The sequence below is a fragment of the Paraeggerthella hongkongensis genome, from assembly GCF_003726035.1.
Classification (GTDB): domain Bacteria; phylum Actinomycetota; class Coriobacteriia; order Coriobacteriales; family Eggerthellaceae; genus Paraeggerthella; species Paraeggerthella hongkongensis.
Window position 1 is genome coordinate 29,416 of the sequence record NZ_QICD01000013.1, and the last position, 25,201, is coordinate 54,616.

Consider the following 25,201-nt stretch of genomic DNA (forward strand, 5'->3'; position numbering starts at 1 on the left):
TCATTGACCCCGTCCCTTCGTCTCACTCCGTGCGAATCGCCCCGCCGGTTGGCGGGGCGATTTCAACATGCGAGCTATGCCATCAGCTTGGTGACCGCGTTCGCGTAGGCAACAGGATCGTCGATGGGCATGCCCTCCACGATGAGCGCCTGGTTGTACAGGATATCGGCGTACAGCTTCACCTTGTCGGCATCGCCGCCCGCCTGGGCCTCCTTCAGCACCTCGAACACGGGATGCTTCGCGTTGATCTCCAGCACGCGTTCGGACTTCGGGCCTTCGGCGCCGTCGGGCATCTGGGCCATGATGCGCTCCATCTCAAGCGACACCGGGCCTGCTGCCGTGATGCACGCCGGAGCATCGCTCAAACGCGACGACACGCCCACCTTCGTCACCGCGTCTCCCAGCGCGTCCTTCATGGCGGCGAACAGGGCCTCGTTTTCCTTGGCGGTTTCCTCGGCCTCCTTCTTCTCTTCCTCGGAAGCCAGATCCAAATCGCCCGACGCCACGTTCTTGAGCTCAAGCGGCTCGGGCGCCTCCTGGCCCTCGGCCGCCGGAGCGCCGTACGTCATCATGGCCTGGAAGCAGAACTCGTCCACGTCGCGCGTGCACAGCAGCACGTCGTAGCCCTTTTCCAGCACCGTCTTCACGATGGGCATCTTGCCCAAGCGCTCGATGCTCTCGCCAGCCGCGTAGTAGATGGCCTTCTGGTCAGCCGGAGCGGCTTCCAAGTACTCGTCAAGCGTGACCAGCTTCTGCTGCTTGGCGGAATAGAACAGCAGCAGTTCGGCCAGTTCGTCCTTCAGCATGCCGTAGCTGGTGTAAATGCCGAACTCCAAACCGCGGCCGAAATCCTCGAAGAACTTCTCGTACGTCTCGCGGTCGTTGTCGCGCATCTTCTTGAGTTCGGAGGTGATCTTCTTCTCGATCTTCTTGGCAATGGCGCGCAGCTGGCTGTTGTGCTGCAGCGTCTCGCGGGAGATGTTGAGCGTCAGGTCCTGGCTGTCCACCACGCCGCGCACGAAGTTGTAGTGGTCGGGCAGCAGCTCCTCGCACTTCTCCATGATGAGCACGTTGGAGCTGTACAGGGCCAGGCCCTTCTTGAAGTCCTTGCTGTACAAGTCGTACGGAGCGCGGCCCGGAACGAACAGCAGCGCGTCGTAGCTGAGCGCGCCCTCGGCATGGATGCTGAACGTGCGCGCAGGGTCGGAGAAGTCATGGAAGTCGGTCTTGTAGAACTCGTTGTACTCCTCGTCGGTGACTTCGGAGGCGCGGCGCTTCCAGATGGGGATCATCGAGTTGATGGTCTCGACCTCGGTGTAATCCTCGTACTCGGGCGTGTAGTCGTCGCCCGCGTCCTCAGGCTTCGGCTTTTCGCGCGTCTTGGAAACCTCCATCTGCACCGGGTAGCGCACGTAGTTGCTGTAACGCTTGATCAGGCTCTTCAGGCCGTATTCGGACAAGAACGTGTCGTAGTTGTCGTCGTCGGTGTTATCCTTGAGCGTCAGGACGACGTCCGTGCCGTGCCCGTCGCGCTGGGCCTCGGAAATGCTGTAGCCCTCCACGCCGTCGCTTTCCCACGCCCACGCCTCGTCGCTGCCGTACGCCTTCGAAACCACGCGTACGCTCTTGGCCACCATGAACGCGGAGTAGAAGCCCACGCCGAACTGGCCGATGATGTCCACGTCCTCGCCCTGCACCTCGGCGTTGTCGGCCTTGAAGGCCATGCTGTCGGAATGGGCGATGGTGCCCAGGTTGAGGTCGAGGTCGTCCTTCGTCATGCCAAGGCCGCTGTCGCTGACGGTGATGGTGCGCGCGTCCTTGTCGAACGACACCTGGATAAGCAGCTCGTCCTTGCCCAGCTGGATGTCCTTGTCGGTCAGGCTTTTGAAATACAGCTTGTCCACTGCGTCCGAAGCGTTTGAGATAAGCTCGCGCAAGAAGATCTCGCGGTTCGTGTAAATGGAGTTAATCATGAGGTCGAGCAGCTTTTTGCTCTCTGTCTTGAACTTGCGCATGGTCGGCATCGCTCCCTTTCGTTTCGTCGTCTGTCATGCAAAGGGCCAAGCCGCCAACCAGCCCTCGCGCCTGGCGCGAGGGGGTTAGCAGTCTCAGCCTTCGAGTGCTAAAACAGGATTGTAGACCGACCTTCGAAGATGTCAAGCGCACCGCGCAATAACTCCGCAGTTGCCGGTCGCCCAGGCGGCAAAACCTATTCGGCAAGTTCGCAGCGGACGCTCTTCATGCCCGGAACGTACCTTGCGCACGACCTTTTGCCGTTCATCTTCGCCGTGAACAGCGCCGCGTCGGCCTTCTGGTACAGATCGTCGAATTCGAACCCGTCCCGGGGCACCAGCACGTACCCCGCCGACGCCGAGAACAGGAACGTGCGCTCGTCCGCCGCACGGCTCACCTCCATGGCCTGCAAGGCCTGGCCGAGCATGTTCTCGAGCGTCGCAACGTCCACGTTTTCGCACCAAACCAGGAACTCGTCGCCGCCCATGCGGCACACGATGCCCTGGGGAAGCGACCCTTTCAGCGCCTCTGCCATGCGCACGATGACCTCGTCGCCGTACGCGTGCCCAAACACATCGTTGACCTGCTTGAACGAGTCAAGGTCGAGCATGATCAGCGCGCAAGCCTCGCCCTCGGGCGCCTCTTCGCGCAGAACCCGCAGCCGCTCCTCGATCTTCGGGATGGCGGCTTGGCGGTTGTACAATCCGGTGAGCGCATCGGTTTCCGCCAGCTTCGCCAATTGGCCGCTCTGCTCGCGCAGCTCCCGCAACGCCTCGAAATTCGCCTCGCTTCTCAGCGTCTCGTTCATGCGGTCGGTCACGTCCAGGTAGTATCCAACGGCGCGCACCGGCTCCCCTTGTTCGTCGCGCACGGTTTCGCACGTTGTCTCCACCCACGTGATCGACCCGTCCTCGAACCGGAACGGCACCACGCAGGAAGACCACTCGTGGTCCGAAGCCGCCCGAACGTCCTGGAAGAACGTCAAGAAGCTTTCCCGATGCTCATGGAGAACGAACCGGAACCGAATGTCCTCGGGATCGAAGTCGTCGAAGACCAGCCGGTCCCCCTCTATGCGACCGACCTCGCTGAAAACCCGGTCGGTCACGCTGCTGCATGAAAGAGCCAGCCTGCGATTGCGTATATCCCAATCCCAGCCCTTCACGCCGGCCTGGCGCAGAATGCCCTCGAGCTTTCGCTGCGCAAGCCAAAGCTCTTGCTCCTGGTTCTTGATGACGGACACATCGGTGCACAAGCACAAGGCCGTATGAAGATCCGGCACGATATCCACCCCGCAAGCTTCAATGTGCATCCAAACATCGTCCCACCCGGGGAATTGGGCGGCGTCCACCACCGCCACGCTTTCGCCGTTCTCGACCTTGTTCACGATGTCGTCCACCAAGCGGCTTCCGTCCGCCTTGCGACGCGCGTACAGATGGTCGAGGATAACCTTCTCGCAGGCCTCGCGCGAAAGGCCGTACTTCTTGGCGGCGCCGTACGCGATGACATGCACGCGAACGTGCTCGCGATCGGACCAGGTGAACAGCACGATGTCGTTGGGAACGTGCTCGATCAGCATGCGCATCGTGTTGCGCAGCTCCACGGTTTCCGTCACATCGACCACCACGCCCTGCAAAAACGAAGTGCCTTCGTATTCCAGGAACCTGCTCTGGTCGACCACCCAACGATATCCGTCTTTGGCCCGCATGCGGTACTCCAGGGGAAACGGCCTTGCGTCCCCCTCTTTGAGCAAGGCGACGCCTTGCAGCACGCGCTCCTGATCGTCGGGGTGGATCATGTTCATGTACTTGTCGTCGAACAGCTCCCTGATTTCCTTGCGGGCGTACCCGAACATCTCAAGGAAACGGTCGCTCACGTACAGGAAGTCGCATCGGGGGGCGTCCAGGCACCGATGGTATCCTCCGGGCATGTCCTCGTTCAGGAACGTGAGCTCGTTGTTCTTGCTGATCAAAAGCCTGTTGCGCTCGGCAAGCTGCTGCTGCACCGCCATCACCTCGGTGATGTCCGTGCAAGCGCTCACAATGGCCAGCCGGCCGTCTTCGGCTTCGACCACCTTTCCCTTGTCCAACGTCCAAAACCATGTGCCGTCCTTTTTCGCCGTGCGATACGTGGTGGTGTATTCAAGGCCCACGTAGTACTCGCCGCCGATGTCGGCCATAGTGGAATCGATGTCGTCCGGATGTATGGTGTTGCCCACGCTCCAGTCGATGGCGTGGGCCATATCCTCATACGAATCGTAGCCCAAAAGCTCCACCATGGCGGCGTTTGCGAAGTACAACGGAAAGCCCGGTTCGCAATACCCCCCGATCAGGCCGCCCGGCGACATCTGGGCGAATATGGACAAAGCGGTGCGCCGGTTCTCTTCGGCCAGGCTCATGAGCGACAGATCGGATGCCGAGGGGCCCTCGATGGCGGACAGCGCCCGCAAAGAGGATTCCAATTGGCGGGCTTGATCCTGCTCGCGGGTCACGTCCCTGAGCATTCCCAGGTACAGTCCGTGGCCGTCGTGCTCGCGCAAGAACAGCAGGCGCAGGTGCAGATGAACGGTAACGCCATCGTCCCTCATGCGCCGCACCACCACGGCGGCGCCGTTGGGCGCGCTTTCTTTCGCGCGGTTGAACGTGGCCAGGGTCTGATCCCAATCCGATTCGTATGCCTGCCGGGCGAACTTCCCCCGCCGCTCATGCAGATCGACGGGATTGACGCCGGTCAACTGGCAGTACTGCTCGTTCGCGCTCAGAAGCTCGATCTCTCCTTCGTGCAGGTCGTACAGCACCAGCGCGCCCAGAATGTCGTCGAGCATGGCATCGCTCAGGGTCCTGTTCTCTATGAGGCCGCGAATGCGCAGCCGCTCAAGCGAGTTCGCCCGAATGCCGCGGAAATCCACGTTCGACCTATCGGCGATCAAAGGCTCGAACTCCGCCTTCGGCATGGGCCGGTGGAAATAATACCCCTGGCCGTACAAGCACCCCATCTTGGCAAGGAGCAGGCGCTGGGTCTCGGTCTCGACGCCTTCCGCGATCACGCGCATGTCCAGCAGATTCGCCATGCCTATGATGGATTCCAGGATGCCGCGGCTTTTGCGGTCGTTCGCGTCCAAGGTCTCGAGCAGCTTCATATCCAGCTTCAAGACGTCCACGTTGACGTCCTTCAGCATGTTGAGCGACGAGTACCCGCTTCCGAAATCGTCCATGTGAACCGAAAGCCCCAAGGCATGGAAGCCGTCCACGATTCCCGCGATCAGGTCGCAGTCTTCAACATAGGCGCTTTCCGTGATCTCCACCGCAAGCAAATGCGGGTCTATGCCGTACTTCTGGATGAGCCTTTCGAATTCGTCGAGCACGTCCAAAGCGTACAGGTCGCGGCGGGATACGTTGACGGAAATGGGAACCGGAGCATGCCCGCTTTCCATCCACGCGCGAAGGGAACGAAACACCTCGTCCCAAATATGCAGATCAAGCCTGGTGATCAAGCCGTTGCGCTCAAGCATGGGGATGAACTGGTCGGGAGGGATGATACCTCGGTCGGGATGGTCCCAGCGGACCAGCGCCTCAAGGCCCACGATCTTGCCCGTAAAGATGCTGCACTTCGGCTGCGCGTAGAACGTGATCTCCCCTTGATCCAAGGCGCGCTGCACTTCGAGCAGCAGCGAATGGTCGTCCTCGATCTCCCGCAACATGCCGGCATCGTACCAGCGAGAGCGCTGGGCGTAGTTTCCCTTGACCGACGCTAAGGCCAGCAACGCGCGGTCGTACATGGTGCTGATGGGAAGCGACCGATCGTCGGCAAGGAACAAGCCGAACGCGGGCAAAAAGCCCATGCCCCGGCCATGCTGCTGCGTGATGCGCGAAATGCGCCCTTGCAGCTCTTCAACCACCCCCGCCGAATAAGGAAGGAGCACGCAGAAATCGTCGCCGCGAAAATACCCCGCCACCCCTCCTTGGACCGCAGAGGCCCTTGCGATCGCCGATCCTATCTCACGCAAAAGCAGGTCGCCCGCTTCTTCCCCGTGCCATTCGTTGAACAGCTTGAAATGCTCGATATCGATCGCCATAAGGCAAAACAGCGAATCAGGATGGGTCTCGACCTTGTCGAGCGCCGCCGAGAAGAACGCCGCGCGGGTGTAAACGCCCGTCAGAGCGTCAACCGGCTGCGAATCGGGCACGCTCAAATCCGGCTGGTCGACTTCGCGGATCAGCAGGATATGGCAGGAGCCGGACTCCGGCCATTCGATGTCGCTCACTTCCACTTCCGTCCAGCTTGGCAGCATCTCGTTGTACACGAGACCCTTGCTGGCGTGGTCAAGGAGCAGCGGGCAATCGGAGCAAGGGGACGGCTCCCCGCGAAGAGCGTGGTAGCAGCACATGCCCAAGCGCAGTCCGGGGAACGACGATTCCGCCCTTTTGTTGAAGTACACGATGCGATAGTCGCCATCCACCACGTAGGCGCCGGTTTCGACCTCGCCGAATGCTGCCCCCATGCACGTACCACCTTTGTCTGGAAAACGCGCCGACGATCACGGGCGACGCCGGCGGCCTCTTTCGCCCTTGTTCAAGATAGCATTCAGTATTGTACGACATATTTACGCATATAAAGCGAAGGGACCGCATGCCAGCCGATTGCCACCGGCGGCTACCGGCAGGCGTGCGAGGGCGGGCAGCGAAACAAGCTCCGGCGCGCTGCCGAGGAGGGCTGTTGCGCCGCGAAGCTTCAGGCGCTTATCGCGCCGGAGCGGCCTGCAAAACCGTGTCCATGGCGTAGCGCAGCACGTCCGAGCGGTTGACCGTTCCAACGACAAGGCCGTCGCGCACCACGGGGACCTTCTTCAGGCGGCGCGTGGCCAGAAGAGAGCATGCTTCCTCGAGCGTCGCCCCAGCGTCCAAGAACACTGGCTTTTCCGTGGCGATCACGCGCGCCGGCAACAGCATGAGCTCGCGCAGACGATCGTCGAACCCTTGGTCGTTAGCGGCTTCCATAAGCGAATAGGCGCCGGTGATCACGGGGTGGCGATCCGCAAGGCAGCGCATGACGTCACCGTCGGACACGAAGCCGACCGGCCGGCCGGTCCGGTCGACCAAGGGCACGCCCCCTACCCTGCAATCCACGAACAGGCGCATGGCCTGGCCGACCGTGGCGTCGGCGGGCAGCATGTACGGGTCGGGCTGCATGATGCTGGCAAGAGGCGCCGTCGAGCAAGCAGCGCGGGCGGCGGCCTGATCGGCGCCTCGCCTGCGGGCGGCTCGGGCGTAGAAGAAGGCCAGCACGAACCCGAGCGTCGCCACGGCAACAGCGGCGAGCATCGCCAGCGAAAAGCCATCCGCCGCCGCTTGGGCGGCATCGGCGCCGCCGGCCGCCGCAGCCGCCTGCCCCGACGACATGATGCCCACGTACAGCGAAGGCCCTATGCATGCGGCGATCTGCACCACGGTGGTCATCAGCGCCACGCCGAACGGGTTCTGCCGCGCAGGGAGCATGCGCAGCCCCGCCGTCTGGGAGGGAGAGAGCACGAATCCCACCGCCACGTACATGACCAGCGCCGAAGTCAGCATCATGGGGATCGAGCGCGCGGGACCCACCAGGGCCAACGCCACGAAGCCAAGCGCGACCACGCCGAACCCCCACGGCAGCAAGGGCCATTCGCCCCGCTTGTCCATGGTGCGCCCGCCGAGCAGGGTGGAGCCCGCATTCGCCAACACCGGCGCCAAGATCAGCAAGCCCGCGCCGAACGCCGTCATGCCGGTTGCGCCCTCGAAGTACAGGGGGAGCAGCACGCTCATGGAGAACATGTTGACCATGGATATGACGACCAGCAGCAAAGCGGGCCAGAAGGCGCGGTTTCGCAACGGTTCAAGATCGATGAGCGGGTGGGCGCACCGCAGTTGGCGCACCACGAAGACGCTCGCCAAAACCACCGCCGCTGCCAACGAGGCAAGGGCCGCGGGAACATCGATAGTCAGCTGCACCAGCCCATAAGAAAGCGCGGTCAGCAAAACGGCGGACAGCGCCACCGAGAGCACGTCCAGATGCGCCTCGCCGGTCTCAAGGTTCTTGACGAAGAAAAAACCCAGCGCGGACAACAGCACCGTGGCGACCAAGGGAACCACGAAAATGCTATGCCAACCGAACATGGTCACCAGCGCCCCGCACACCACCGGGGCCAAAGCGGGACCGAAGGTGATGGTGCAGCTGCCGATGGAAAGATACGTGCCCAGCTTGTTCTTGGGCGTGACCGCCAGGATGGTGTTCATCATGAGCGGGATGAATATGCCCGTGCCCACCGCCTGCACCAAGCGCGCGACGAGCAGCATCTCGAAACTGCTCGCAGCCAGCCCCACCGCCGAGCCGACGAAGTTCAAAGCCGACGCGACGAAGAAAAGCAGCCGCAGGCTGAACCGGCGATACAGAAACGCCATGCACATGACCACCACGGTGGCCACGATCATGTACCCCGTCACCAGCCATTGGGCCGTTACGGAATCAACCCCGTAGTCCCCCATGATGGACACCAAGGCCATGTTGACAAGGTTCTCGTTGAACCCCGCAAGAAACGCTGCCCCGTACAACACCAGCAGCAATAGAACAAGAGATTTCCCTTGCATGAAGGAATATCCTTTCACTTTTTTTGTTTGAGGCGCGCCGCGAACCCGGTCGCATGCGCCGAGCGGCTCTATTCGCTGCGCGCTTCGTCGTCCTTTCGACACACGCAAAGCCACTTGTTTCCCGTTGCTCCGGCATACGCGCAGCCGATGCAAGACGGCTTCTCGCACGTCTGGAGCGAGCGAGGGGCGTCGCCGAACGCGTCATCGATCAAGGGATCCGAAGCGCGACCTTCGAGCGAAGATCCTTCCCAGATCGACATCGCATGCAAGACCATAAGAGCAAACTGCGTCATGCCGCGCTTCGTAGGATGGGTGCCCTCAAGAGCAACATAGTCGCGCCCCAAAGCGCGGACGTCGGCAACGCAGCACCCGTTCGATTCGGCGGCCAGGCGAATAGCGTCGTTGTAACGATCGAGATGAACGCCCCGCAGCCGGTACGCGAACGTCGAGCGGGCAGAACCCTCGATGCGGCCGGGGCACAGCGTGCAGCACCACACTTTGGCCTGCGGATACGCAGCACGCATGCGCGCGAGCATCGCGCTGTACGCCTGACCGAACCGCTCGGCCGCATCGGCAGAAGCCAAGCTCGCCTCGGCTTCTGGAATGGCGGACAGATCAAGCATTGCAGGCAGGGCGTTTCCGCGACCCGCAGCCTGGGCGGCCGGGCCGCCCCACCCGTAATCGTTAATGCCGATGAATACAAGAATCTCATCGGGCGCAACGCCGTCTTTCGCTAGCGCCGCAATACGCTCGGCACTGTTTGCCGCAGGAAAACCCGCGCCTTCCACCATGCTTCCAGAGAACGAGCCGTTGCACAACAGCTCGCCATCGCATTGCTCGATAACCTGCGCCCACCAGGTGTCCTCCACAAGGCGAACGCCGGTTGCGTCACGACGCTCGTTCTCGTAGAACACGTCGAATCCTTCGGGGTTGCACCCCTCGAACGTGCTGATGGAGTCGCCCAGTACCGAAAACCGCTTCATATCACCCGCCATCTTTCCATGATCTCGTCTGGCGACCATGATACCGCAAGGCTCTCTTCTAGGCTCGAAAGGCAGAAGAACGAACTTGCAGCACATATATATGCTGCAAGTCGAAAGGCGAGCGTTGAACCCCGCTGGGGCAGCGCTCGCGAAAGAGCAGCGCAATAGCCCAAGGCTGCGAACAGGCAAAATAAAAAGCAGACCTAGCAGCGGCAAGAGCAACGCTCCGCCCGGCATCCCCCAACCGTCAAAACCTGCCAGCGAAGGCGGTTTTCGTGCGCGCATCCCTTTACGGGCGAGCGCGGGGCCTCGTAAGCGCAGCGCCGCCTCCATCGGCAAACCCCGTCGCCGCATTGCGGCGACCTTGCTACAGCGCCACGCCCAACTGCGCAAACGCTTCATCGGAAAGCGTCGCGCCTTCAGCCGCGCACACACCAGACGCCACCTTGTTCGCAAGCGCAAGCGATTCCTCCCACGAACGGCCCGCAGCGCGCGCCGCCGCAAGCGCTCCCAGATGAGCGTCGCCCGCTCCCACGGTGTCGACCACGCGAACCGGCTCCGTTGCAACGTTGGCAAAACAAGCGCCCGGCCCTTCAAGCACAAAGGAACCGGCAGCACCCGCCGTGATGACCACGGCGTTTTCGCAAGCTGCAGCCAAAACGCGAGCCGCATCTTCAAGCGTCGAGCAACCGGTATACGCAAGGGCCTCCTGATCGTTCAGGTGCCAGATGGGGCGAAGCGCATTGATGCGCGCGTGCTTCTCCGGCCCCACGCCCAAAATGCGCGGACCGGGCGCATAGAAGAACTGGATTTCGGGATGCTCTTCAAAGAACTCGATGATAGCGTTGCCACCGGGTCCCTCGATCTCGTATCCGCTAGCAAGACCACACGAAATACGCGCGGGATCGACAGCATAGAACCACGAGCGCTCGAAGTAACGCTCGACGCCCGGCGAAGTGATCATCGTGCGCTGTCCATCAGGTTCGACCAAACACGTGCATGATCCGTTGTCGCGACCCCTCACGCGCAACGGCGCCTGCAAGCCGCGCTGCGCGAGCGCACCTTCCACAAACCCTGCGTACACGCCCTCGCCCACGGGCGCAAACAAGGTGCAGTCGGCCCCTAACTGGCGCGCAGCATTCGCAGAGTTGAACGCGCATCCGCCCACAACCGCCTGAGACGACTCGACCACAACGCCCTCTCCCGAGGCGGGCAGGTTCGAAACGCAGCACACTACGTCCACCATAATGGCCCCCACCGCCAGAACCGCGTTGCGCGCTTTCGACGCCCCCATCGCTCCCCTTTCACGTAGATCCGCCTTGATCAGCATAGTATACCGATGCCCACGCCGCTTTACCGCACAGGCGAAGCGCAAGGCGCGACCGCATGCACAAAACGAGCGCATGGGTCCGAACGGCAAAGCGGGCGACCCGAAGGCCGCCCGCTCAACAATCAATCGCTTGCGCGCTACACTTCCAGATGCTTGAACGCCTCCGGAACCTCCTTGTAGCCCTTCGATTTCACCGCGCCGATGATCAGGCCAACAACCATCCAGGAGATGCCCACCGCATAAGTCTGCAAATCAAACCCGGTGAACACGTACACCAGAATGAATATGCCAAGCCAAGGGCAAATCAGGTACTTCACCACATCGCCGAACGAAGAGCGCTTCTTTTCCTTCACGAAGAAGAACAAGAACACGGCGAAGTTCAGCAGCACGAACGACGACAGCGCGCCGAAGTTCACGAATGCCACCAGCGTGGTCATATCCAAGAACATGGGCAGAATCAAGGACACGACACCCAATGCGATAGACGCAATGTAGGGCGTCTGGAACTTCGGATGAACCTTGCCGAAGATGCGCGGGATCACGCCGTCGCGGCCCATGCTGTACAGCAGACGGGAAGAGGCGAGCTGCGCATTCATGATGTTGGCGATGCCAACGGCCACGATGTTGACCACAAGCAGCAGCTTGTACAAAACAGGACCGCCCGCCATGAGCGCCGCGTTGAAGAAGCCCATTTCGGGATCGACTTGCGAAACGTCGGGCTGAATGAGCGCGGCCACATAGGTCTGCGCCACGAACACGACCACCATGATGCACAGAGCGATGAGGATGCCCTTGCCGATGGTCTTTTCGGGCTTCACCGTTTCCTCGGCCAGCGTGGACATGCCGTCGAAGCCAAGGAACGACAGGCACGCGATGGAAACCGCCGTCGCTATAAAGTGCGCATCAACCTTACCAGGCTGATAGATGGGGTCGATCGTCAGCTGCCCAGCACCGCCGCCGCCCAAAACGAAGCTCGTGCCAATAGCGATGAACGCGATAACGGCCAGGATCTCGACAACGAAGATGACCCAGTCAACGCCCTTCGTCATCTGGATGCCGCGGATGTTCACGAACGTGTTGAACACCACGAACACGGCGACCCACAAGTACCACGGGCTTCCCGGGACAAGAGCAACGCCCCAGTTCGCCACCATAACCAGCAGCAACGACGGAACGAACACGTAGTCCAGCAAGATAAGCCAACCAGCCATGAAGCCCACGTGGGGATTGATGCCGCGCTGCACGTACGAATACACCGATCCCGCAATGGGAAAGCGCTTCGACATGCGCATGTAGCTCATGGCCGTAAAGCTGATAGCCACGAAGCCTACGATGTACACGAGCGGCGTCATGCCGCCGCTGGCGATTTGGATTTCGCCGTAGATGGACTGCGGAGCAATGATAACCATGAACAGCACGCCGTACAAAACGACGTCGCGCAAAGTCATGCCCCTTCGCAGTTCTTGCTTGTAGCCGAACTGCTCGATGCTCTCTCCGGACGCTTTCGCCGGAGAATCGGTTTGAGCCGACATAGTCGGTCCCCCTTACTAACGTGCAGCCGAAGCCGCCTCTTCCTTCGCCGCTCCGCTGCACTAAAGCGCTGCAACCCAGCGCGCTTGCGCAGCAAAGCGCATCCTCGAATTATCGCGCTACCTTGTCATCGAATCCATAACTTTTTTGTAAACGGACGCTTACTTAATTGGAGCCGGGAATTCACCCGGCTCCAGCAGCGCCCTTCCCGGTAAAACTCGCTTACGGCTGCGGAACCAGCGGCGGGAACTGCGGCAACTTCGGCGTCCCAACGCGCAGGCTCAGCTGAACCTCGCAGGGCTTGCACGCCTGAGACAGCTCTACGTCGCTTTGCACCGACATGTACATATAGGTGTCGATAGCGTCCCAACCTGTAATGCGCATGAGCAAACGCTGCATCTCCTTGGAGCCGTTCATCAGGGCTTCGTCGAATTCCTGAGCACTCGCGTTCACGTACCACTTGCCATGCGGGCCGAACGTCTCGAGCACGGGCCAGTTCAACTCGAAGCCCTTGACCAGCGACACCTTAACGGTAATGTCGGCAGCGATCTCGATGCCCGTGCCGCACAGCTCGGCATCGCCCATCGTGGCGTGCACGTCGCCCATCTGGAGCAGCGCGCCCGGCACGCGCACGGGGAAGTACATGCGCGTTCCCTTAGTGATCAGCTTGTTGTCCAGGTTTCCGCCATGGGCCCCCACGAAACCGTCGATGACGTCCTCGCCGTCGGGCGCGGTTCCGATGACCCCGATCATGGGATCGATGGGGAACTTGACGCCGTTGAACTCGGCCATGCCGTCTTCGATGGGAATGATCTTGCTGCGATAATCGGTGGATTCGAACAGCGGTCCACAGTGATCGTCGGTTGCGATAACGCCCTGGTCAGCCACCTGCACGTCGTAAATGTCAACCACCAGCACGTCGCCAGGCTCGGCGCCCTCCACGTACACGGGCCCGGCTGCCGGGTTGGTGAAGCCGTACGAGAAATTCAGATCCTTCATGGTGACGTCTTCGGTAGGAATACGCCCGGCAAAGCAATCCTGCGTTTTGAACAGCAGCACTTCCCCCGGCTGCGCGGTTGCGCACGGCGGGTTGTCCTTGGAAAACTTGATGACCTGATCTTCGATGACCTGCATGATGCCTCCTTGGGTTGACGATTCGTTCAGTATATTCCTTCAAGAAGCGGCTACGCCATGCCCAGCCAAACGGCCGCCTTCGGAGCGTACCCCATAACGAAAATGACCAGGATGAGCGTCGGAATGCCGAATTTCAGCCACGGAAGCGACCAGGCGGGGAACTTCAAACCCTTGCCCGTATCGGCTTCGGCCAGGAAGTTCTCCCAGCCCCAGCCGCTTTTCGTGACGCAGAACAGCACGAAGAACAGGCTGCCCAGCGGCAACAGGTTGTTCGACACGATGAAGTCTTCAATGGACTGGATGTCGCCGATAGCCGGAACGGTCACGCCCGCTAGCACGTTGAATCCAAGGGCGCACGGCAGGCTGAGCACCGTCACCAGAATGGCCGTGCGAGCAACCGCCACCTTGCGGCTCCAACCCCACTTGTCCATAGACCAGCTGATCAGGTTCTCGAACACCGCGATGATGGTGGACAGGGCGGCAAAGCTCATGAACACGAAGAACAGCGCGCCCCACAACTGGCCCATGGGCATTTGGTTGAACACGCTCGGAAGCGTGACGAACACCAAGCCCGGACCGCTGCCCGGCTCGACCGCGAACGCGAAGCATGCAGGAAAGATGATAAGGCCGGCCATAAGGGCAACCGCCGTATCCAGGCCGCAGATGCGCAGCGCTTCGCCCGTGAGCGAGCGCTCTTTGCCGATGTAGCTGCCGAAGATCTCCATGGCAGCGATGCCCAGCGAGAGCGTGAAGAACGCCTGGCCCATGGCCGCGTACACGGCATCGCCGAACGTAGCCCATTGTTCCGCAGGAGTTGCCCCGGCGAACAGCTTGCCAAAGTCGGGGATCAGGTAGAACTCAAGGCCCTCCAAGCCACCCGGCAGCGTAACGGCACGCGCCACCAGCACCACCATGATGCCCAGAAGGCACACCATCATCACCTTGGTGATGCGCTCGACGCCTTTCTGCAAGCCCAGGCTGCATACCAAGAAACCCAAAACGATGACCACCAGCATCCAGCCCACCAATTCGGTGGGGTTTGCCAGCATGTCGTTGAACACTTGGCCGACGCCCGCGCTATCAAGGCCGTTGAACGCACCGGTTCCCATTTTCACCACGAAGGACAACATCCAGCCGCCCACCGTAGTGTAGAACATCATGAGCACCATGCACCCGATGTAGCCCCACCACGAGAACCAATGCCACTTCCGCGAAGGCTGCAGCGTGTCGAACGCAAGCGCCGCGCTCTTTTGGCTGGCGCGGCCCACGGCAAACTCCATGACCATGACGGGCAGACCCAGAATTATCAAAAAGACCAGGTACATGAGCACGAAGGCCGCGCCGCCGTACTCGCCTACAATGTAGGGAAAACGCCAGACGTTTCCCAAGCCGATAGCGCATCCGGCGCTGATCAGGATAAAACCCAACCGCGACGCAAATCGCTCACGGTCGGCGGTTTGCACGCCGCCCGTCCCCTTGCCCTCGCTCATACCACGCTCCTCTTGCAGATATTTGCACGCAACTGCCTGTTAGCAAAACGCTGCAATTGTAGCGCAAAAAAGTGGGAGAACCTGGCTGCAAGCCGCAATGTGCCTGATCGATCGGGCGAAACGACCGAGACAACCTGCGCGGTCGGGAGGGCGGCGGGCCGGAGACCGGGGTTGGAGGCTGGGCAGCAGCCGAAGACGGAGGCGGGGAGCGTCCACAATCGAGGGCGGAGGCGCGGTTGAAAGCGGGACGTGCTCTAGCGCAGGTCTTTCGAGGCTTGCGCGAGCCTGCGCTCGATGACCAGGTCGCCAACGCCCTTCACGATAAGCAGCACGCCAAGCATCAGGACGAATGCCGCCGTGGTTTCGAAGGGGTTGACCACGATAACCACGCCGCCGATGGCCACGGCGGCGCTTATCACCAGCGAAGCGATCCACGTGCTGCCCTGATATGCGCGCAGCTCGATGGAGCGAATCGCGTTCACAACACCGCCGACAAGCAGCAGAATGCCCAAGATCAGCGAGAAGAACCCGGCAACGGCCTGCGGAAACAAAAACACGAGCAGCGCCAAGACCAGCAGCACGACCGCGCTCGTAAGCACTCCGGCAGACCGGTAACGACCGCTCGAGGAACGAAAGTAGGAAAACAGCGACGCAGCACCGGAAACAGCAAGGTACAAAGCCAGCAGGTAGACCACGGTGAGTACCGTCGCCCCCGGCCAAAACGCCAAAAGCAAACCCAGCGCAATGGACAGAACAGCCTGCACCAAAATATTGGAACGGATTACGTCGATGAACGACTTCATAACTTGCCTCCATCTGATTGGCGATTTGTCGAGCTACCTGCATCATACCCCCGGATGAACGTACGACATGAAACTGATGAACGGCGGTTTTCTTCACGCAACGCGCCTCAACAAGCAGAACCTTGCTGGAGAACGCATTGCACCAGACCGGATGCGTCGCGTCGACACTTAACGCAGAGAATCCGAAGCAAACTCTCGCCTGACTGGATTGAGGCTATTCGCCTGCTACGCATCGAGCCGAACTCGTGCGCCCATACGCAGTGAACACCACGCCGATCCAGTCGAAGCCGCATCCCAATTATGAACATTTTATGAATTGCTAGAAATCGTTTGCTTCTTATGATGAATGCTAGTAATATTCATTTTCGCCGCTTTTCCTGTTTGAAGGCACTTCGGGCAGGAAGGGTAGGCGCAACACAATGTTGCGGGGTGGAGCAGTCTGGTAGCTCGCCGGGCTCATAACCCGGAGGTCATAGGTTCAAATCCTGTCCCCGCGACCAAACGTTACAGCAGGTCAGCCAACAAAAACGGCTGGCCTGCTTTGTTATATACCGCCACTTTCTGGGTGTGAATGGGGTGTGAATAGTTAAGTAACGTTTTTAATACAATTCAAAACTTGAAACGCATTTTTGAACCTTTAATCCAAGTTCACTCGTTTCTTAGCCAGTTGCTAAGGTTCTGCGCCGCAGATACGTATATACTTTGTATTGCATAACGATGCAGGGGACGGAGGCGGTATGGCAACAGATACCTTTGCTGATTTAGTAACCAAAGGGGCGACCGATACAGAGCAGAAACGGCATTTGGCCGAGGGCGGTCAAATAGCAATTACACTGCGCGTCCCCAAGAACCTTAAAGAGGCTGCCCAAGAGCAGGCGTCGCTAAAAGGAATGAGCTTCAGTGCCTATATGCGCACCTGTCTTATTCATGATCTAACAGGGGGCGAGTAAGATGGGCCAGCTTGACTACGCCGTAACCGGAATACATATGAACGAGGACTTCTACGAGCAAGCCATCATAGAGTACTTCACCTCATACCTAGGCTATGAATATCTACATGGGCCTGATGTTGCTCGCACTTCCGAAAAGTACGACGACGTTTTTATTCCCGAAGTGCTACCGGCCGCTTTGCGCAAAATAAATCCAGGCCTTCCTGCGCAAGCTATTCAAGAAGCAATCTTTAAGCTAAACAATACAGAAACTGGCAAGCTGGAGATTCGCAACGAACGTTTCAATGATTATCTTCAGTCTGGTGTCGAGGTTAGGTACTTTGACGGCAAGCAGGATCGAGATGATATTGTCTATCTCCTTGATTACGAGAATCCTGAAAACAATATCTTCCAAGTCGTTAATCAATGGACCTTTGTTGAATACTCCGAAAAGCGGCCTGATGTCATCATTTTCGTTAACGGCATGCCGTTAGTGATGTTTGAGCTCAAGTCGCCATCGCGTGAAGAAACCGATGCGTCGGATGCCTATCTGCAGCTACGTAATTACATGCAGCATATTCCCAGCCTATTTGTTCCTAATGTCTTTTGCGTGATGAGCGACATGGCCGACACTCGCGTCGGCACCATTACCGCAACTGAAGACAGATTCGTTGAATGGAAAAGTGCGGATGGCGATTACGCCAATACGCAGTACGCAAATTATGAAACAATGCTAGAAGGCATGTTCCACAAAGATCGTCTTCTGGATATCATCCGTAACTTCATTTGTTTCAATAACACCAATGAGAAAACCATCAAGATCCTTGCGGCATACCACCAGTATTTTGCAGTGCATAAGGCTGCAACGCGCGCTGTGGAAGCCGTAGAGGGTGATGGAAAAATTGGTGTTTTCTGGCACACTCAAGGCAGCGGCAAATCTCTGTCTATGGTGTTTTTGGCCCACATGCTGCAGGACGCGCTTAACAGTCCGACTATCGTCGTCATCACCGACAGGAACGACCTCGACGACCAGCTTTATGGACAGTTCAGTCGTTGCAAGGACTTTCTGCGCCAGACACCCGAGAATGCAAAAAGTAGGGAGCACTTGAAAAGCTTGCTTTTGGATCGAGAGGCCAACGGCATCATCTTCACTACCATGCAGAAGTTTATGGATGGAGAAGAACCGCTGTGCGACAGAGACAACGTAGTCGTCATGGTGGATGAGGCACACCGTGGCCAATATGGTCTGACAGAGAAGATGGATGCCGAAGGCAATGTGAGCATTGGTGCCGCCATGCTGGTTCGCAAGGCGCTCCCCAATGCCTCATATATCGGCTTTACTGGCACGCCAATCTCAACAGAGGACAAGAATACCCGCGAGATATTTGGTGATTACATCGACGTATACGACATGACTCAGGCGGTTGAGGATAATGCGACACGCCCAGTCTATTACGAAAGTCGCGTTGTTGCGCTGCATCTCGACAAGAACGTACTTGAGCAGCTTGACAATGAATACGCTGAGTTTGCGCGAAACGCTGATGAGGCAAGCGTCGAGAGGTCCAAGCACACCATGGCAGGATTGGAGGGAGTTCTTTCTGCTCCAGAAACCATAGAGGCATTGTGTAGCGACATAGTGAACCACTACGAGCAAAACCGATCTGATATCCTCACCGGAAAAGCGCTTGTCGTGGCCTACTCAAGACCAGTAGCAATGAAGATCTACGAAGAGATTTTACGCATGCGACCTGAATGGAAAGAGAAGGTCGGCGTTGTAATGACAATGGGCAATCAGGACCCCGAAGAATGGTTCAAAGTCTGCGGTGGCAAAGAACATAAGAAGGAAATGGAGCGACGTTTCAAGTCTGATGATGACTCTCTTAAAATAGCTATCGTAGTAGACATGTGGCTGACCGGATTTGATGTGCCCTCGCTAGCAACCATGTACGTGTTTAAGCCCATGAAGGGGCACAACTTAATGCAGGCTATTGCCCGTGTCAACCGTGTCTACAAAGGCAAGGAGGGCGGCCTGGTCGTTGACTACATAGGAATTGCCAACGCACTAAAGCAGGCTATGAAGGACTACACCAATCGTGACCAGCATAACTATGGGGACATGGATATTGCGGCTACCGCTTATCCGAAGTTCTTGGAAAAGCTTGATGTATGCCGCGATATTCTTTACGGCTTTAACTACACGGAGAAAGTGTTTACGGACAGCAAGGTTCAGCTCGCTCGCCTGATCAGCGACGGCACTGACTGGCTGTTAGATCCAAAGCATGCCGATGAAATGGAAGATTTCCTAAAGCAGTCGCAGCTTATGGGTCAGGCATTAAGCCTCTGCAAGAGCCTGGTATCAAAAGAGGACCAGCATGAGGCTGCTTACTTGTCGGTTTTGCGCGTGCAGGTGCTGCGTATCACTGGTCGCACTGGGACTGGTGGCAATGGTATGACCTACAAAGAGTTCAACGAGCGTGTCGCCGCTATTTTGGAGCAATCGGTCCAAACAGAAGGTGTCGTTAATATTTTCGACAAAGACGAAGTCGAGATTTCCCTGTTCGATGAAGCTTTCCTGCAGGAACTCGCGCAGATGAAACAGAAGAATATTGCTGTTGAAACCCTGAAAAGACTAATCAAGGAGCAGGTGAAAAGCTATTCAAGGCGCAGCGTTGTTAAAGCGAATAAGTTCAGTGAAATGCTGCAATCTGCCGTGAATGGATATCTAAACGGTATGCTAACCAATGCTGAGGTTATCGAAGAGCTCCTAGCAATGGCGCACGACATGATGACGGATCGCGAAGAGGGCACGAAACTAGGGCTGGATGATGAAGAGCTTGCCTTTTATGACGCCCTTACCAAGCCGCAGGCCGTAAAAGACTTTTACGATAACGATCAATTAGTTGCCATAACCCGAGAGCTTACCGAGGCAATGCGAACTAGTGCGACAATAGATTGGCAGGAAAAGCAAAGTGCTAGGGCGGGAATGCGCCGTCGTATCAAGCGTTTGTTGAAAAAGTACAAATACCCGCCTGAGGGTGTTGATGACGCAATGGAAACCGTAATGGCGCAGTGTGAGCTGTGGGCCGATACCAAAGTATATGAATAGGAAAGATGATGGCGAAGAAAACGGACAATACGGCAAACATTGGTTTCGAAGAGCAGATTTGGAAGGCAGCTGATAAGCTTCGTGGAAACATTGATGCTTCTGAATACAAAAACGTTGTTCTGGGCCTTATCTTTCTAAAGTACATTTCTGATAAATTCGATCAGCGCTACCAACAACTTGTAGACGAGGGTGAAGGCTTCGAAGAAGATCGCGATGAATACACCTGCGACAATATTTTCTTTGTGCCCGAGAATGCACGTTGGAGTGTTATTGCCACTGCTGCACACACTCCCGAAATTGGCAAGGTTATCGACGACGCTATGCGCGCAATCGAATCAGAAAACGCAAAGCTGAAGGGCATCCTGCCTAAGAATTTTGCACGGCAGGAGCTTGATAAGCGTAGGCTCGGCGAAGTTGTCGATCTGTTCACTAACGTAAAGATGGCAGAAAAGGGCGACACCCGCGACATCCTAGGGCGCACCTATGAATACTGCCTATCAAAATTTGCCGAAGCAGAAGGCAAAAATGCTGGGGAGTTCTATACTCCAGCCTGCATCGTTAAGACCTTGGTAGAGGTAATCCAGCCATATCATGGTCGCGTGTACGACCCTTGCTGTGGGTCGGGCGGCATGTTCGTGCAGTCTGCTGAATTCGTAAAACACCATCAAGGCAATATCGATGACATTGCCATCTATGGCCAGGAAAGCAACCCCACTACCTGGAAGATGGCCACGATGAACCTGGCTATTCGCGGCATTGATGCCGATTTGGGAAGCTTTAATGCGGATACGTTCTTCGACGATTGCCATAAAGACAAGCGTTTTGACTTCGTGATGGCAAACCCGCCTTTCAATCTAAGCGATTGGGGCGGCGATAAGCTGAAAGAGGATCCGCGTTGGGACTATGGCATTCCTCCGGAGGGCAACGCTAACTTTGCCTGGATGCAGCACATGATCCACCACCTAAACTCTACTGGGCGCATGGGTATGGTTCTTGCAAATGGATCCCTGTCCTCTCAGTCCAGCGGAGAAGGTGACATCCGTCGCAAGATCATCGAGGCAGACTTAATTGAGGGCATTATTGCAATGCCTGGCCAGTTGTTCTACAGCACGGGTATTCCTGTAAGTCTCTGGATCGTAAGCAAGCGCAAAGAGCAGCCTGGAAAGACGTTGTTTGTTGATGCTCGCGAGATGGGCACCATGGTTACCCGTAAGCTGCGCGAGTTCACCGAAGAGGATATCGCCAAGGTTGCTAAAGTGTTTGACGACTTCCGTGCTGGAAGCCTTGAAGACGAGAAAGGCTTTTGCGCGGCGGTTGGCATCGAAGATATTGCAAAGCAGGATTACATTTTGACCCCTGGTCGCTATGTTGGTATCGCTGATGCTGAAGAGGACGATGAGCCCTTTGAAGAAAAGATGACTCGTTTGACTGGCGAACTTGGCAAGATGTTCGAAGAATCCAATCGTCTCCAAGAGCAGATTAAAAAGAATCTGGGGGCAATCGGCTATGAGTTCTAAGCATTCCTTGGGAGACCTCTGTACTTTTGCGCGTGGTGCGAGCACACCACGCGCCAGGATGTACGAGAATGGTGACTATCTCTATATTCACTATGGCGATTTGTATAAAGGTTTTGATACGTCGATAGATGTTGAATCACCACAAAAACCAATCCCGTATATCACAAAAGACGAAAAAATCAGACCCTCTCAAGAACTTAGGGATCAGGATATTGTTTACGTGTTGACGTCAGAAACGATTGATGATTTGGGTCATGCTTACCTATTCAATAATCCGAGAAATCTGCCTGCAGTTGCTGGGACTGAAACAACGATTATGCGCGTTAAAGACCAGGGCCTCATATTGCCCCCATACTTAAACTACCTGGCGCAGACCCCTAGGTTTAAAGCCCTATTAAGACAGTACGTTAAGGGGATGAAGGTGTTTCGAGTGCATCCCAGTGACCTTGCAAGAATCGAAATAAGCCTTCCTGATCTTCGCACGCAACAAAAAATTGTCTCCTTTGTTGATTCGATGCGCTACCAGGAACTGGTTCTCGTTAAGCTAAATGATTATTTAGCTGCGTAAGGTCGATCTTCGAAACGTCGATTTCGCCTGACATGAGTTTCGGCAAAAGTGCGTCGCGAAGCTCGGCAAGAGCCGCAATCTCCCTGGTGTTGCTGAGTAGCAATTCATATATTGGCTTCGCCTTCTCGTAAAAGGAGTCTAGCGCTGGAGACGAAGGCATTTTGATGCTCATTGCCTTGACCATCTTTGAATTCACAGCAGTAGCGATTGATGAGGTGCTTCCTAATGACGCGTAGTCGTATGACTTCAACAACGGATAAAGATATGCAAGCTTTCTCGGATCATCAGAAGAGAAACAGGCAATGGCTTCGTTGGTGACCATCTCATTTGCAACTATGCCGACACGGCCTACTGTCAGCTTAAAGCTCAAAAGAACCGAGCCCGGCCTGCATCTCTTTATGTTGTGTTTATCAACGGCTTCGGGTGTCAAATACTCGGAACTGTCGATAAGATACACATCACCGCCGCCCATGTCCTTAATTGACATCCAGATAACATTGTTGACGTGGTCAAAAGAGAACCACTCTGACTCCTTGCGCGGCGGAGTCTTGCCAATGTGAATGTTGAATACTTCGTCCGCCCTTGATTCGGAAAGCTCTTCCGTCTCTGCAACTCGCTTCTGCAGTGCCAACAGCATTTCAGCTAAATAATCATTTGTGCGATTGTTGAGCTCAATAAGCTCTTCGATTGTTGAAATGATGTTTACGACTTTAGATTGAATGTTAATAGGGGGAACGCTAACCTCGATTTTTTTATAAGTGGAGGTTGGTCGTCCTAGCGCCGGAACACCAGTTTGAGTTTTGTTCGACAGAATCTTCCATTGGCCCAGTGGTGTGTGAAAATAATATACTAAATACTGAGGTAAGACTTTCTTATTGCATCTCAGTCTAAATTGACTTTGAGAGATGACGTAGTGATCAAATTGCGAATTATTTGGTATGTATACAATCTGACCGAGTGTTCCTCGATGTGTCACGATAATATCGCCGCGTGAAGCCAGCGCGTTTCCGAGTGACTGTGCTTTTTCTTCGGTGACATAGCGCAACTTGCAGTCGTTCATTACAAAGCCTGTCAAATTCGAACCATTCAATACGGGGACGCCCGATTCAACAAAGCAATCAGTTTTAATGTTCGACCCAAAAGGCCCCATCGCGATTTCGTCCGTGAGCTCCTCAATCGTGAAATTTTCAAATTGTGTACTGTTCATCCTAAGTACTTCCTATGTGAAGCTTTTACATTACTCTGGCTGACCAGAGCGTATTGCATGGTTGTATCTATTCGTACGTGCCCTAAGAGCTTCTGAACCTGCTCAATAGGCATGCCTTTGTCGATGGCTGCAGTAGCTAGCGTTCGTCGGAACTTGTGCGGATGAATGCGCTTTCCGCAGGTCTGACGTCCTAGTTGTCGCAATCGCGATTCGACTGTGCCTATTGTAATACGTGTAGCGCGTTTATTAAGGCTGACGAACAATGCTTCGGTTGAATCGGCGCGATTATTCAGGTACTGGCTCAGGTGAATTTTGGTTCGTGCGTCGAAATATACTTTACGTTCTTTTGCGCCTTTACCAAAAACGATGCATTCCCGCTCATTAAGGTTGATATCGGACTTGTTAAGACCAACAAGCTCACCAACGCGCATGCCGGTCGAAGTAAGTAAATCAACAATGGCAAGATCACGTGATGTTGGGCATGCGTCGCGTAAAGATTCAAGGTCTTCGTCACTAATGGTTTCCTTGACGACGGAAGGAGCCTTTACTCGGTGGATACGTCTGACGGGGCTTTTTGCTATATAGTCTTCATCCTCGAGCCATGAGAAGAATGACGAGAAGATTCGTCGTATGTTGTCGATTGTTACCTTACTAGACGAATTGATTGTTTGATATTCAGTAAGGTATTGACGCAGGTCATCCGTATTAATCTGATTCCAGCTTTTCGTGATTGATCCTTTAAGCTTCTGTAATGTTGATTCGTAGTAAGCAGTAGTGCGCTGGCTGCAACCTTCAAGAGCTTTTGCTTGAAGAAATGTCTTGATGAGGGTTGAGTTATCGGCGATAGGGCTAGCCTCGATCTTGTTGTCAAGCTTAGTGCGAAGAACAGACTTTAGCTGCCTCATCTGCGAGCAGTCGAGATAATTGGTCATAGCGTTTGCGATTTCTGCAACAAGTGAATCATTCATAGGGACTTCCATCATTCGAAAATGACAGGCTACGACATTAGGTTGCAACAGTGCGCATAAATGATTATTTAGCAGAGCTACGCTTCTTCTCGTTATTGCGGTTGGCAGTCGTTTGTTTCTGGCCTAGATTCACACGGATTGCATCCGCGCATACCTCAGTCAAAGGGTCGCCTATCGCTTTCTTGTAGTCAAACCCCAGAAGCTGCATAGCTTTTAGCGTGTCGACAGATAAGAGGGATTTGAACTGCTCGTAGTTCGAGAAGTCACTATCAGGCGAGAAGGATTTCAGGATGTCTAGCGCATGCCCTACCGTATTTTGCAGGTGCTTGATATCCTCATCTGTTATTTCGTACCTGTTCAACTCTGATTCATATGCTTGGGCAATAGCAATCGCTTGGGCACGCTCTGCGACTAATTCATTTATTAGTTCCTCATACGAGTTGCAAAGCTCTTCATGAGTTTTCTTTTGTCTAATAGCCTGAAATCTATTACTAACTTGAGTAGCTGTTCCTTTTGCGGCGAGAACGGTGAGTTGAGAACCCGCTGTCGCAATTGCCGTTATAACTGCATCATCCATTTACGTCACCTGCTCCTAGATTGACTATTCAGTTGATTGTTGCCCAGGATAGAATTTATCTTCTGGACAAGAAATTACGCCATCAACTAGTTCTATAAACGTTTCATTGGCTGCGTCATACAAAGCTTCCGGCCATTTTTCGCCGCTTTTGTATTCGACTTTCCAAAGCGAGTAGTTACCCACGCCGCAGCATATAATATCCCATCCATGTTGTCCGATTCGTAAATCGCACGGAGCTTCAATCTTGGCAACAGGACGATTGTCTTTCTCTTCGCGTTTTGTAAATGATTCCATTTGAGAAAGCAGCTGATTGTAATCGATCGATTCGCTATAGACGCCGGCATTGCAGTTTGATGAAATAACGTAGTCGCAATCTCTTGCCTTAAGAGTCACCCTATTAATTGGCACGTCAAAATCCATCGTTTCGCT

17 protein-coding genes and 1 tRNA gene are annotated in these 25,201 nt (G+C 56.0%); 5 read left to right on the forward strand and 13 right to left on the reverse strand.

The annotated features are described in order from the left end of the window. Positions 1-74: 74 nt before the first annotated feature. The 9 genes from htpG to DMP08_RS07635 all read right to left on the reverse strand — a co-directional run bounded on the left by htpG (position 75) and on the right by DMP08_RS07635 (position 15,900). Positions 75-2,015, reverse strand: a complete 1,941-nt coding sequence (htpG, locus tag DMP08_RS07595; RefSeq protein ID WP_123192361.1) for a molecular chaperone HtpG — start codon at positions 2,013-2,015, stop codon at positions 75-77. A 194-nt stretch (positions 2,016-2,209) separates the two neighbouring features. Next, positions 2,210-6,511: an EAL domain-containing protein gene (locus DMP08_RS07600; protein WP_123192330.1), complete on the reverse strand. Its 4,302-nt coding sequence runs from the start codon at positions 6,509-6,511 to the stop codon at positions 2,210-2,212. Positions 6,512-6,749: 238 nt separating this feature from the next. Next, the gene (locus DMP08_RS07605) at positions 6,750-8,630 is read right to left on the reverse strand and encodes an MFS transporter (RefSeq protein ID WP_123192331.1); all 1,881 of its coding nucleotides are present in this window, start codon (positions 8,628-8,630) and stop codon (positions 6,750-6,752) included. A gap of 68 nt (positions 8,631-8,698) precedes the next feature. Continuing rightward, entirely contained in the window at positions 8,699-9,613 is a 915-nt protein-coding gene (locus DMP08_RS07610; RefSeq protein WP_123192332.1) for an SGNH/GDSL hydrolase family protein, read from the reverse strand. A 367-nt stretch (positions 9,614-9,980) separates the two neighbouring features. Further along, complete coding sequence (locus DMP08_RS07615; protein ID WP_123192333.1) at positions 9,981-10,907, reverse strand: PfkB family carbohydrate kinase; 927 nt, start codon at positions 10,905-10,907, stop codon at positions 9,981-9,983. 173 nt (positions 10,908-11,080) lie between these two features. Further along, complete coding sequence (locus DMP08_RS07620; protein WP_123192334.1) at positions 11,081-12,475, reverse strand: APC family permease; 1,395 nt, start codon at positions 12,473-12,475, stop codon at positions 11,081-11,083. Between the two features lie 220 nt (positions 12,476-12,695). After that, the gene (locus tag DMP08_RS07625; protein ID WP_123192335.1) at positions 12,696-13,607 is read right to left on the reverse strand and encodes an acetamidase/formamidase family protein; all 912 of its coding nucleotides are present in this window, start codon (positions 13,605-13,607) and stop codon (positions 12,696-12,698) included. A gap of 50 nt (positions 13,608-13,657) precedes the next feature. Continuing rightward, positions 13,658-15,097, reverse strand: coding sequence for a sodium-dependent transporter (locus tag DMP08_RS07630; protein ID WP_123192336.1), 1,440 nt, complete (start codon positions 15,095-15,097; stop codon positions 13,658-13,660). Positions 15,098-15,351: 254 nt separating this feature from the next. Beyond that, positions 15,352-15,900, reverse strand: a complete 549-nt coding sequence (locus tag DMP08_RS07635; RefSeq protein ID WP_114566700.1) for a DUF308 domain-containing protein — start codon at positions 15,898-15,900, stop codon at positions 15,352-15,354. A gap of 423 nt (positions 15,901-16,323) precedes the next feature. Between DMP08_RS07635 and DMP08_RS07640 the strand changes: the two genes are divergently transcribed. The 5 genes from DMP08_RS07640 (at position 16,324) to DMP08_RS07660 (ending at position 22,020) form a co-directional block, all read left to right on the forward strand. After that, positions 16,324-16,400 (forward strand) — tRNA-Met (locus tag DMP08_RS07640). Between the two features lie 237 nt (positions 16,401-16,637). Beyond that, entirely contained in the window at positions 16,638-16,850 is a 213-nt protein-coding gene (locus DMP08_RS07645; protein ID WP_123192337.1) for a hypothetical protein, read from the forward strand. A 1-nt stretch (position 16,851) separates the two neighbouring features. Continuing rightward, positions 16,852-19,935: a type I restriction endonuclease subunit R gene (locus tag DMP08_RS07650; protein WP_211328411.1), complete on the forward strand. Its 3,084-nt coding sequence runs from the start codon at positions 16,852-16,854 to the stop codon at positions 19,933-19,935. Between the two features lie 8 nt (positions 19,936-19,943). Further along, complete coding sequence (locus DMP08_RS07655; RefSeq protein ID WP_123192338.1) at positions 19,944-21,452, forward strand: type I restriction-modification system subunit M; 1,509 nt, start codon at positions 19,944-19,946, stop codon at positions 21,450-21,452. Continuing rightward, positions 21,442-22,020, forward strand: a complete 579-nt coding sequence (locus DMP08_RS07660) for a restriction endonuclease subunit S (RefSeq protein ID WP_123192339.1) — start codon at positions 21,442-21,444, stop codon at positions 22,018-22,020. The genes DMP08_RS07655 and DMP08_RS07660 overlap by 11 nt, the downstream gene beginning before the upstream one ends. On the opposite strand, the gene DMP08_RS07665 is transcribed toward DMP08_RS07660, so the two are convergent. The 4 genes from DMP08_RS07665 to DMP08_RS12375 all read right to left on the reverse strand — a co-directional run bounded on the left by DMP08_RS07665 (position 21,992) and on the right by DMP08_RS12375 (position 25,192). Further along, positions 21,992-23,227, reverse strand: coding sequence for a restriction endonuclease subunit S (locus tag DMP08_RS07665; RefSeq protein ID WP_123192340.1), 1,236 nt, complete (start codon positions 23,225-23,227; stop codon positions 21,992-21,994). The two genes, DMP08_RS07660 and DMP08_RS07665, sit on opposite strands and share 29 nt — an antisense overlap. Next, positions 23,224-24,195: a site-specific tyrosine recombinase/integron integrase gene (xerA, locus tag DMP08_RS07670; RefSeq protein ID WP_123192341.1), complete on the reverse strand. Its 972-nt coding sequence runs from the start codon at positions 24,193-24,195 to the stop codon at positions 23,224-23,226. The genes DMP08_RS07665 and xerA overlap by 4 nt, the downstream gene beginning before the upstream one ends. Before the next feature lie 64 nt (positions 24,196-24,259). Further along, on the reverse strand, positions 24,260-24,772 hold the full coding sequence (locus DMP08_RS07675; RefSeq protein WP_211328413.1) for a hypothetical protein: 513 nt from the start codon (positions 24,770-24,772) through the stop codon (positions 24,260-24,262). A 24-nt stretch (positions 24,773-24,796) separates the two neighbouring features. Continuing rightward, complete coding sequence (locus DMP08_RS12375) at positions 24,797-25,192, reverse strand: hypothetical protein (protein WP_148042337.1); 396 nt, start codon at positions 25,190-25,192, stop codon at positions 24,797-24,799. Positions 25,193-25,201: the final 9 nt, after the last annotated feature.

Coding starts and splice junctions, on each gene's coding strand:
- htpG (WP_123192361.1), bottom strand. CDS start 2,015: ATGCGCAAGTTCAAGACAGAGAGCAAAAAGCTGCTCGACCTCATGATT.
- DMP08_RS07600 (WP_123192330.1), bottom strand. CDS start 6,511: ATGGGGGCAGCATTCGGCGAGGTCGAAACCGGCGCCTACGTGGTGGAT.
- DMP08_RS07605 (WP_123192331.1), bottom strand. CDS start 8,630: ATGCAAGGGAAATCTCTTGTTCTATTGCTGCTGGTGTTGTACGGGGCA.
- DMP08_RS07610 (WP_123192332.1), bottom strand. CDS start 9,613: ATGAAGCGGTTTTCGGTACTGGGCGACTCCATCAGCACGTTCGAGGGG.
- DMP08_RS07615 (WP_123192333.1), bottom strand. CDS start 10,907: ATGGGGGCGTCGAAAGCGCGCAACGCGGTTCTGGCGGTGGGGGCCATT.
- DMP08_RS07620 (WP_123192334.1), bottom strand. CDS start 12,475: ATGTCGGCTCAAACCGATTCTCCGGCGAAAGCGTCCGGAGAGAGCATC.
- DMP08_RS07625 (WP_123192335.1), bottom strand. CDS start 13,607: ATGCAGGTCATCGAAGATCAGGTCATCAAGTTTTCCAAGGACAACCCG.
- DMP08_RS07630 (WP_123192336.1), bottom strand. CDS start 15,097: ATGAGCGAGGGCAAGGGGACGGGCGGCGTGCAAACCGCCGACCGTGAG.
- DMP08_RS07635 (WP_114566700.1), bottom strand. CDS start 15,900: ATGAAGTCGTTCATCGACGTAATCCGTTCCAATATTTTGGTGCAGGCT.
- DMP08_RS07645 (WP_123192337.1), top strand. CDS start 16,638: ATGGCAACAGATACCTTTGCTGATTTAGTAACCAAAGGGGCGACCGAT.
- DMP08_RS07650 (WP_211328411.1), top strand. CDS start 16,852: ATGGGCCAGCTTGACTACGCCGTAACCGGAATACATATGAACGAGGAC.
- DMP08_RS07655 (WP_123192338.1), top strand. CDS start 19,944: ATGGCGAAGAAAACGGACAATACGGCAAACATTGGTTTCGAAGAGCAG.
- DMP08_RS07660 (WP_123192339.1), top strand. CDS start 21,442: ATGAGTTCTAAGCATTCCTTGGGAGACCTCTGTACTTTTGCGCGTGGT.
- DMP08_RS07665 (WP_123192340.1), bottom strand. CDS start 23,227: ATGAACAGTACACAATTTGAAAATTTCACGATTGAGGAGCTCACGGAC.
- xerA (WP_123192341.1), bottom strand. CDS start 24,195: ATGAATGATTCACTTGTTGCAGAAATCGCAAACGCTATGACCAATTAT.
- DMP08_RS07675 (WP_211328413.1), bottom strand. CDS start 24,772: ATGGATGATGCAGTTATAACGGCAATTGCGACAGCGGGTTCTCAACTC.
- DMP08_RS12375 (WP_148042337.1), bottom strand. CDS start 25,192: ATGGATTTTGACGTGCCAATTAATAGGGTGACTCTTAAGGCAAGAGAT.